The sequence below is a fragment of the Bradyrhizobium sp. genome, assembly GCF_049581145.1.
Taxonomy (GTDB): domain Bacteria; phylum Pseudomonadota; class Alphaproteobacteria; order Rhizobiales; family Xanthobacteraceae; genus Bradyrhizobium.
The window spans coordinates 1-9,514 of the sequence record NZ_JBAURI010000184.1 but is presented as its reverse complement, the minus strand read 5'-3'; the positions used below and the strand labels follow the sequence as shown (position 1 = coordinate 9,514).

General features: G+C 65.0%; 7 protein-coding genes and 1 pseudogene. 4 read left to right on the top strand and 4 right to left on the bottom strand.

Going from position 1 to position 9,514, the window contains the following annotated elements:
- Window positions 1-89: 89 nt before the first annotated feature.
- Window positions 90-380: a succinate dehydrogenase assembly factor 2 gene (locus WCB02_RS06025; RefSeq protein ID WP_423956922.1), complete on the bottom strand. Its 291-nt coding sequence runs from the start codon at window positions 378-380 to the stop codon at window positions 90-92.
- A gap of 425 nt (window positions 381-805) precedes the next feature.
- On the opposite strand from WCB02_RS06025, the gene WCB02_RS06020 reads away from it, so the two are divergent.
- Together WCB02_RS06020 and recG are read left to right on the top strand one after the other, a co-directional pair.
- Complete coding sequence (locus WCB02_RS06020) at window positions 806-1,573, top strand: pentapeptide repeat-containing protein (protein ID WP_423956921.1); 768 nt, start codon at window positions 806-808, stop codon at window positions 1,571-1,573.
- Between the two features lie 342 nt (window positions 1,574-1,915).
- Window positions 1,916-4,018: an ATP-dependent DNA helicase RecG gene (recG, locus tag WCB02_RS06015; protein ID WP_423956920.1), complete on the top strand. Its 2,103-nt coding sequence runs from the start codon at window positions 1,916-1,918 to the stop codon at window positions 4,016-4,018.
- A 163-nt stretch (window positions 4,019-4,181) separates the two neighbouring features.
- Here recG and WCB02_RS06010 read toward each other — a convergent pair whose 3' ends face one another.
- Window positions 4,182-4,961, bottom strand: coding sequence for a DUF502 domain-containing protein (locus WCB02_RS06010; RefSeq protein WP_423956923.1), 780 nt, complete (start codon window positions 4,959-4,961; stop codon window positions 4,182-4,184).
- 137 nt (window positions 4,962-5,098) lie between these two features.
- Window positions 5,099-6,925, bottom strand: coding sequence for a glutamine--fructose-6-phosphate transaminase (isomerizing) (glmS, locus tag WCB02_RS06005; RefSeq protein ID WP_423956919.1), 1,827 nt, complete (start codon window positions 6,923-6,925; stop codon window positions 5,099-5,101).
- Between the two features lie 241 nt (window positions 6,926-7,166).
- Between glmS and WCB02_RS06000 the strand changes: the two genes are divergently transcribed.
- Complete coding sequence (locus WCB02_RS06000; protein WP_423956918.1) at window positions 7,167-7,406, top strand: hypothetical protein; 240 nt, start codon at window positions 7,167-7,169, stop codon at window positions 7,404-7,406.
- Window positions 7,407-7,503: 97 nt separating this feature from the next.
- On the opposite strand, the gene glmU is transcribed toward WCB02_RS06000, so the two are convergent.
- The gene (glmU, locus tag WCB02_RS05995; RefSeq protein WP_423956917.1) at window positions 7,504-8,865 is read right to left on the bottom strand and encodes a bifunctional UDP-N-acetylglucosamine diphosphorylase/glucosamine-1-phosphate N-acetyltransferase GlmU; all 1,362 of its coding nucleotides are present in this window, start codon (window positions 8,863-8,865) and stop codon (window positions 7,504-7,506) included.
- A 183-nt stretch (window positions 8,866-9,048) separates the two neighbouring features.
- On the opposite strand from glmU, the pseudogene WCB02_RS05990 reads away from it, so the two are divergent.
- A pseudogene (locus WCB02_RS05990) lies at window positions 9,049-9,514 on the top strand (hypothetical protein); the annotation flags it as partial.

The window sequence follows — 9,514 nt, the reverse complement described above, 5'->3', positions numbered from 1 at the left end:
GACGAGCCCCTCGGCGCCCTCGGCGACGTTGGCGAGCGTCAGTGCGCGGCCGGGCGCGAGCAGCTCGGCGGGCGACTTTGCCGGTTGCTTCATGCCCCGTCACCCAGCGCGCGAAAGCCTTTTATGCGCGCGAACAAGGAGCCCTGCTCCTCATCCGGCAACGGCTTGCCGCCACTCAACGCGGCATAGAGATCGACGTCGGGCACCTCGATCAGGCGCTCGAACTGGTCCAGTTCGTCGTCCCTGAGGTCGGCGATCGCGGCATCCGCGAAACGGCCCAGGATCAGGTCCATCTCGCGGGTACCGCGGTGCCAGCAGCGAAACAACAGCCGCTTGCGGCGGTCATCGAGCCCATCGCTCGATCGTGTCGATCCAGTCATCGGAAGGGGATTCCATTCAACGCCAAAAGCCCGGACGTGCCGGGCGCGCTTGATATAGTGAGGAGTTTGGGGAAAGTCAGTAGCAAGTTTTGACGGGCGTCCATGCGGGAGTTGGGCAGATCGGGCATCCCTGCCCGCCGCGGAGACGGCGATTACGCCGCCGTTCGCTCCACACGCACCCGCCGTCATACCCCGCGCATGCGTTGAAAACCGGAACTGTTCCGGATGATGCGTCGGGACGAGATCTGAGGGCTGGAAATGACGGGTGCTCCATTCGGGGCCATCGTTCGAGATTGCGGATTGCTGGAGGCTCCAACTCTTGAGAAAGTGGCGCCATGCCGCGCAGGGCCACGAACGAATTCAACACCGAGAGTCCGCGCCCAACCATCGAAAGCGCTCACCATGATCGCCCCTCAGGGTCTCGCATGAATATCGCTGGATTGGCCGACCTGATTGCCACTGCGAAACCCGTCCAGTGCTTCGAGATACGCGATGATCACTGGCCGGAGCTGGATTGCGATGGCGCGCGCTTCGTCGACTGCGCGTTCGAGCAGGTGCAATTCTCGAATTCCGTTTTTGCAGAGGCGCAGTTCACCAACTGCCGGTTCCTGTCCTGCCGCTTCTCCCATGCCGATCTGCCGGGCGCCCGCTTCGCGGACTGCCGCTTTGCCGGCGACGGCGCCAAGGCCTGCGGCTTTGCCTTCAGCAATCTGCAGCGGACGCAGTTTTCCGGCTGCGACCTGTCCCATGCCGTCTTCGACCGAACGGAACTGTTCGCGGTCGAGATGCGCGACTGCAACCTGACCGGAGCGCGCCTCGCGACGGCCGACTTCAGTCGCGCGCTCAGCCGCAAGACAATCGAGACCCGGGCCAATTTTCACGCCTGCAACTTCGACGTCGCCGACCTGTCCGGTGTGCAACTGCCGGGCTGCAGCCTCGCCGGCTGCCGGCTCCGCGAAGTCGACCTGTCGAATGCCGACCTGACCGACGCCGACCTGACCGGCAGCGATCTGTTCCAGGCAATTCTCGACGGCGCGAGACTGACCGGCGCGGATCTGTCGGGCGCCGAGGTCAGCGGCGTCAACCTGATGCGGCTCGCAGATTTCATGGGAATGAAAGTCTCGGACGATCAGATGTTCCGGCTGCTGGATGCGATGGGAGTCGCGGTCCGCGTGAGGAATAAAGATGCGTAGGCGGATCGGAGTCCATTGGTTCGCACAGCGCGCGGAGCGATGGGCGCAATCCGCCGGTTCACAGGGCGAGGTGCACATGCGGCGCATGATCGGCTCGAGCGCGGGCGCGCAGTTAAGCGGTTCAAGGGCACCGTGTTTCGTGCGTCGTAGTCGGAGTCATGGTAACAGCACTGGACCGCACTTGATGGAAAACTACAGGCGCACGGGTAGATCACACAATTTCGAGTGAGCAGCGGCGACGAGCGCCCACTGCACGACAGAAGTTCGCCGCGCCCTGGAAAAATGCGTGGATGCGCGGCAAAAAGGCGGGCGTGTGAGGCGGAACGGCCCTAAATTCCGGGGATGCGCCCCCCTCTCCTCAATCCGCTGTTCGCCTCCGTCACGACCCTGTCCGGCGTCGGGCCGAAGCAGGACAGACTGTTCCGCTATCTGCTCGGCCGCGATGACACGCCGCGGCTGGTCGATCTGTTGCTGCATTTGCCGGCGACCGTGATCGACCGCCGGGCGCGGCCGAAGATCCGCGACGCGGTGGCGGGGACCGTGGTGACGCTGGAGGTCACCGTCGACCGGCATCGGGCGCCGCGCAGCTCGCGCGCGCCCTTTCAGGTGTTTGCCAGCGACGACACCGGCGATGTGATCCTGACCTATTTTCGCAGCGCACCGGGCTATGTGGAAAAACTGCTGCCGGTCGGCGCCAGACGCTTCGTATCCGGCACCTTGCAGATGTATGACGGCATACCGCAGATCGTTCATCCCGACCGCGTGGTGGATGAGGCGGCGTTCGCGCAATTGTCCGGCATCGATCCGGTCTATCCCCTCACCGAGGGTCTGGCGCTCGGCTCGCTGCGCCGTGCGATGGCGCAGGCGCTGCAAAAGCTGCCGGAACTGCCCGAATGGATCAGCCCGGAAGTGATCCGGCGCTGCCAATTTCCGCCGCTCCGGGAGGCGCTGACCCGTGTGCATCAGCCGGTCGAGCTGACCGATGTCCTGCCGGACGGCCCATTCTGGGCGCGGCTTGCCTTCGACGAACTGCTGGCGGGCCAGCTGGCGCTGGCGCTGGTGCGCGCCCGGTTGCGACGGCCGGCCGGCGACCGCCATGCCGGCGACGGCCATCTGCGCAACAAGATCATCGACGCGCTGCCCTATGCGCTGACCGCCTCGCAGCAGCAGGCGGCGGCCGCGATCGCCGATGATCTGCGCCAGCCGGTGCGCATGCTGCGGCTGCTGCAGGGCGATGTCGGCTCCGGCAAGACCGTGGTGGCGCTGTTGGCGGCAGCCGCCGTCACCGAGGTCGGCAAGCAGGCGGCACTGATGGCGCCGACCGAGATCCTGGCGCGGCAGCATATCAAGACCATCGCGCCGCTCGCCGAACGCGCCGGCCTGCGCGTGGCGATCCTGACCGGTCGCGAGAAGGGCAAGGAGCGGCGCGACCTGCTGGCGCGGCTCGCGGCCGGCGAGATCGATCTTGTGGTCGGCACCCACGCGCTGATCCAGGACGACGTCGTCTTCAAGGCGCTGGCGCTCGCCGTGGTCGACGAGCAGCATCGCTTCGGCGTGCGTGAGCGGCTGGCGCTGACCTCCAAGGGCGAGGCGGTCGACGTGCTGGTGCTGAGCGCAACCCCGATCCCGCGCACGCTGGTCCTGACCTATTTCGGCGACATGGACGTCTCCGAGTTGCGCGAAAAACCGGCCGGCCGGCAGCCGATCGACACCCGCACCGTGCCGGCTGGCCGCCTCAACGATGTGATGGAGGCGGTCGGGCGCGCTTTGTCCAGCGGCAAGCTGGTGTACTGGATCTGTCCGCTGGTCGAGCAATCCGAGGCCGAAGCGACCTTCCATCTCACCAACGCGACGGAACGCTTCGAGAGCCTGCGCGAACGGTTCGGCGCCAAGGTCGGGTTGGTGCACGGCCAGATGAAGGGCACGGAAAAAGACCGTGTGATGGCGCAATTCGCGAGCCATGAGATCGGCCTGCTGGTCGCGACCACCGTTGTCGAAGTCGGCGTCGACGTTCCCGCGGCGACCGTGATGGTGATCGAGAACGCCGAGCGTTTTGGGCTGGCGCAACTGCATCAGTTGCGCGGCCGCATCGGGCGCGGGTCGGACGCGTCGACCTGTCTGCTGCTGTACCACGAACCGTTGAGCGAGATGTCGAAGGCGCGGCTCAAGGTGATCCGGGAAACCACCGACGGTTTTCGCATCGCGGAGGAAGACCTCAAGCTGCGCGGCGAAGGCGACGTGCTCGGCGTGCGGCAGAGCGGCCTGCCCGGCTACCGCGTCGCGCGCTCCGAGGTCCACGGCCAGCTCATCACCCAGGCGCGCGACGAGGCCTTGCGCATCATCAAGGACAATCCGAAGCTCGAAGGCGAACGCGGCGATGCGCTGCGCTGCCTGCTCTACCTGTTCGAGCGCGACGAGGCCGTGCCGCTGATCGGGGCGGGGTAGGATGTCATCGGCCCCAGCGGCTGGATCTCGAGCGCCGCGTCGCGGATGTGCGTCATCTGGATTTCGTCCACTCGGCGAGCTCTTCCTGATCCTCGATCGGCCAGGAAACCTGCGACGACTGAATACGCTCGAGCAGGATCTTCGTGACCGGGCTCAGCGCGCCTCACTCCACCTTCTCGGCCACCGGCTGCAGCGCCGCGGAGTTGGCGACCCGCGCGGCATTGGCCATGCCGGCGAGGGCTGCGACCTTCTTCTGCTGGTCTGAACCGGGCTGCACCACGCCGCAGGACATAATCAGCGTCGCGGCGTCCTCGGTGCTCATGTCGACTTCGAAGATCTTGCTCTTCGGGACATAGAAGAAGAATCCGGTGGTCGGGTTCGGCGCGCAGGGCAGAAACACCGAGATATGCTCTTCCGTGCCCGGAAGGCTGCGCGCGACTTCGGCGCTCGGCGATTGCGAGATCAGCACGATCGACCACATGCCCGGCGAGGGAAATTCAACCAGCCCGACCCGCCTGAAGCTGGAGCCATTGCCCGAGAACAGGGTCTCGAACACCTGTTTCAGGCCGCGATAGATCGCGCGCACCGCGGGAATGCGCCCAAGGATGCTCTCGCCGAGATCGACCAGGGTGCGGCCGATCAGATTGGCAGCGAAAAAGCCGAGCAGCGTCAGCGCGATCACGGCGACGATCAGCCCGGAGCCCGGCAGGCCGAACGGCAGATAGGTTTCCGGCCGGTAGGCGATCGGCACGAACGGACGCACCAGCCCGTCAACCCAGGTCACGAACCACCAGGTCAGGTAAAAGGTGATCGCGATCGGGCCGGCGACCACCAGGCCGGTCAGAAAATAGTTCCGGAAGCGGGCCACGATGCCATGATGCACCTCCGGCGCGGGTTCGACCGGAGGCTCAGTCGGCGGCGGTGGTTCGTCGTGGGCGTCCATGTGGGTTCCAGGCTGGATCATCTGTCAGCTATGCAGTCTAGCAGACTTTTGTAGATCGCGGCACAATCCGACACACAGTTCCAGCCGAAGCTCTGGAAGCGCCTGGAAGCGTCTTTTGGCGGCAAATCCCCGCCCGGCTATTCGACCGTGACGGATTTCGCCAGATTGCGCGGCTGATCGACGTCGGTGCCCATCACGACGGCAGTATGATACGCCAGAAGCTGCACCGGGATGGCATAGACCAGGGGCGTAAATGTCGCGGCCATGTCCGGCAGCACGATGGTCACCAACGAGGCGACGGTGGCTTCGCTGGCGCCCTTGGCATCGGTCATCAGGATGATGTTGCCGCCGCGGGCCGCCACTTCCTGCATGTTCGAGACGGTTTTTTCGAACACCCGATCGAACGGCGCGATCACCACGACCGGCATGTGTTCGTCGATCAGCGCGATCGGACCATGCTTGAGCTCGCCCGCGGCGTAGCCTTCGGCGTGGATATAGGAGATTTCCTTCAGCTTCAGCGCGCCCTCGAGCGCCAGCGGAAACGAGGTGCCGCGGCCGAGATAGAGCACGTCGCGGGATTTGGCGATCTCGCGCGCCAGTTTCTCGATCTGCGGCTCGATCGCCAGAGCCGCCGCCATCAGGCGCGGAATCTCGACGAGGCCGTGCACCAGCCTGGCTTCGTCGGCATCGGACAATTCGCCGCGGGCCTTGCCGGCTGAAACCGCGAGGGCGGCCAGCACCATCAATTGGCAGGTAAAGGCCTTGGTGGAGGCCACGCCGATCTCCGGACCGGCCAGTGTCGGCAGCACGGTCTCGCTTTCGCGCGCGATGGTGGAAGACGGCACGTTGACGACGGAGAGCGTATGAACGCCCTCTGCTTTCGCGTAGCGCAGCGCCGCCAGCGTATCGGCGGTCTCGCCCGACTGCGAGATGAAGATCGCCAGATCGCCCTTGCGCAACGGGGCTTCGCGATAGCGGAATTCCGAGGCGACATCGAGCTCGACCGCTACGCGGGCGAGCCGTTCGAACCAGTATTTTGCGATATAACCGGCATAGCTCGCAGTGCCGCAGGCCACGATCGAGATGCGCTGGATGTCCTTGAAGTCAAACGGCAGCGCGGCCGGTAGCGCCACGCGCTCGGCGGCCATGTCGACATAGCGCGCCAGGGTATGGCCGACCACTTCCGGCTGCTCGTGGATTTCCTTGGCCATGAAGTGGCGGTAGTTCGCCTTGTCGACCAGCGACGTCGCCGCGGTGTGCTTGATGACGTCGCGATGAACCATCGCGTTGGTCTTGTCGTAGATCGTCGCGCTGTGCCGGGTCAGGACCACCCAGTCGCCATCCTCGAGGTAGCTGATGGTGTCGGTGAACGGGCCGAGCGCGATGGCATCCGAGCCCAGGTACATCTGGCCTTCGCCATAGCCTATCGCGAGCGGCGGCCCGTTGCGGGCGCCGATCATCAGATTGTCGTCGCCTGCGAAGATGAAGGCGAGCGCAAACGCGCCGCGCAGCTGAGCCAGCGCCGCCTTGACCGCCTCGACCGGCTTGACACCCTGGCCAAGCAGGTCATCGACGAGGTGCAAAACGATCTCGGTGTCGGTCTCGGTTTCGAACACCGTGCCCTTGTTCTGCAGGGCTGCGCGCAATTCGTGGAAATTCTCGATGATACCGTTGTGGACCACGGCGACGCGCCCGGTCGCGTGCGGATGCGCGTTGTTCTCGGTCGGCCTGCCATGGGTGGCCCAGCGGGTATGGCCGATCCCGACGTGACCGGCAAGCGGCTCGGCGCGCAGCCGCGCTTCGAGATTTTTCAGCTTGCCTTCGGCGCGGCGCCGTTCGAGACGGTTGCCTTCCAGCGTCGCTATGCCCGCGGAATCATAACCGCGATATTCCAGCCGTTTGAGCGAATCGACCAGTTGCTCCGCGACCGGGCCACGGCCCAGGATGCCCACGATGCCGCACATGCGGACAATATCCTTTGCAATCGTCGAAAGATCATCGAAACAGCGTGCGGCTTTCTTAACGAAAATCCGCGATGCCGAGATACTCAATAATTATTGCGGATTGCGACAGGGTTAAGTGTCAGGCCAAAGGATGCGCCGAGCGCGGCGGCTTTGCAACCGCGCCGGCGGGCTTTTTTCAAGTCGCGACGTTAACCTGCGATCAATGCTTTGCCCGAACAATGCGCACATCGGAGACAGCTTCGTGACCGACAAACCGCCAGCATCGCCAGATCCGAAAGGCCTCGCCTCGATGCAGGTCCGCACCCGCGGGGCTTCAGCCAGCAACCTTGCGCACTGGCCGCCGCCGCTGCGCGCCCAGCACAGCAAGGCGACAATCACGGTTCATCATCCCGGCGAGCCGGTGAAGCACAACGTCCGGGCTCGTGGCGGCTGGCGCCTGACCCGCGGGATGTTCGCGGAATTCGAGGGCGAGGAATCGTAGCTCATGGTTCGCCGGCCCCTCGCCTGCGAGCCATCACGACCTCAGCTTCAGGTCTTCCGCTTCGGCTCTTCCGCTTCAAGTCTTCAACTTTCAGTCTTCAACTTTCAGTCTTGGACTTCTTTTTGCGCAGCTTGATCTCGCGGTAGCGCGCAGCGCCGCCCTCGCGAATGGTCTGCGGGCTGCGCTCGAGCGCCATCGCATCATCGGGCACGTCGCGGGTGATCACCGAGCCCGAGCCGATATAGGCGCCGTTGCCGATTCTGACCGGCGCCACCAGCGAGGAGTTGGTGCCGATGAAGGCGCCCTCGCCGATCGTGGTCTTGTGCTTTGCGAAGCCGTCATAATTGCAGGTGATGGTGCCGGCGCCGATATTGGACCTGGCGCCGATCTCGGTATCGCCGATGTAGGAGAGATGGTTGACCTTGACGCCGGCCTCGAGCCGCGCCGCTTTGGTCTCGACGAAATTGCCGATCTTGGCGCCCTCGCCGAGCGAGGTCCCGGGCCGCAGCCGCGCATAGGGGCCGACTTCGGCCTTGTTGCCGATCGCCGTCTGCACGATATGCGTGAACGAATGGATCAGCGCGCCGTCGCCGATCGAGACGCCCGGGCCGATCACCACGTAGGGCTCGATGGTGACATCCTTGCCGAAGGTGGTGTCGGCGGCGAGATGGACGGTGTCCGGCGCGATCAGCGTGACGCCCGCGTCCAGCGCCGCCTTGCGCAGCCGCGCCTGCATCACGGCTTCGGCCTCCGCGAGCTGCGCCTTGGTGTTGATGCCGCGCACTTCGTCTTCGCTGGTTTCGATCACGACGGCCTCCAGTCCCATATCCCTGACAATGCTGACGGCATCGACCAGATAGTACTCGCCCTTGCTGTTGGCGTTCCCGATCCGGTCGATGATCTCGAGCGCCTTGCGGCCGTCGAACGCCATCACGCCGGCATTGCATAGCGTGATCTGGCGCTCGTCGGCGCTGGCGTCAGCGTGTTCGCGGATGGCCGTCAGGCGATCGCCCTCGATCAGCAATCGGCCATAGCCGGTCGGATCGGCGGCGCGAAAGCCGAGCACGGCGAGCGCGGCGCCTGACTGCAAGGGCGCGCGTAGCCGCTCGAAGGTTTTTGCCGAGATCAGCGGGGTATCGCCGAACACGACCAACAGATCGTCGGCGCCGCGCCCGATCGCCTCGCGCGCTGCCAGCACCGCATGCGCGGTGCCGAGCCGCTCGTGCTGGATAAAGGTCAGGGCGTCCGGACGGCGCCGCTTCACCTCGTCGGCAACCGCCTGATGGTCGGGTCCGACCACGACGGCGAGACCGGCGCCGGCTTCGCTGGGTGCGGCGTCGAGCACATGGGCGAGCATCGATTGCCCGGCCACCGGATGCAGCACCTTCGGCCGGCTGGATTGCATCCGCGTGCCCTCGCCTGCGGCGAGTACCACGGTCAGGCTCGATCGAACGCCCATGACCCCTTCCAATTGCTTGCCAACACCCGACGAAGCGCGGGCTTCGTCGAACGCGCCATACGCCATGTCGTCGTCATAGAACGTTTTCTATCCACCGCAAATCTTCGGGATTCAAGCTGGCGGCCCAAATGCTGTTAATGTTTACCGGTGATTCGTTTGGTTCCAGGGACGCTCATCGATCGAATGGCAAAGGATTCCGACCAATTGGCCGGCGCCTTCAAGACTGAAAACACCGGATGGCTGCTGTCCGGACTTTTGGCTGAGGAGAACGGCCTCGACCGGCGCGCGCTGCTGCGGATCGGCACGTGGGGGGCTGTGGCGGTCGGCGCCGTCATCCTCGCCGTCGTCGCCAACGAAACCTCGCTCGGCTGGCGTCACGAACAGGTCGCAGCTGAAGATCTGGCGCGCCAAGCGCAGCAGCTGCAGTCCCTCAGCAAGCAGAGCCAGAACGAGGCGCGCCAGATCGCCGCCGCCATCGAGACGCTGAACACCGATCGCGACCGGCTGTTTTCCCGTGTCACCGTGCTCGAACAGGGCCTGGATTCGGTGACCGGCGCGATCGCCAGGCAGAATTCGACGCAAACGTCGGGGCAAAATTCCCCACAAAATTCCGGGCAAAATTCCGCTGCCGCCGCGCCGCCAATCGGAC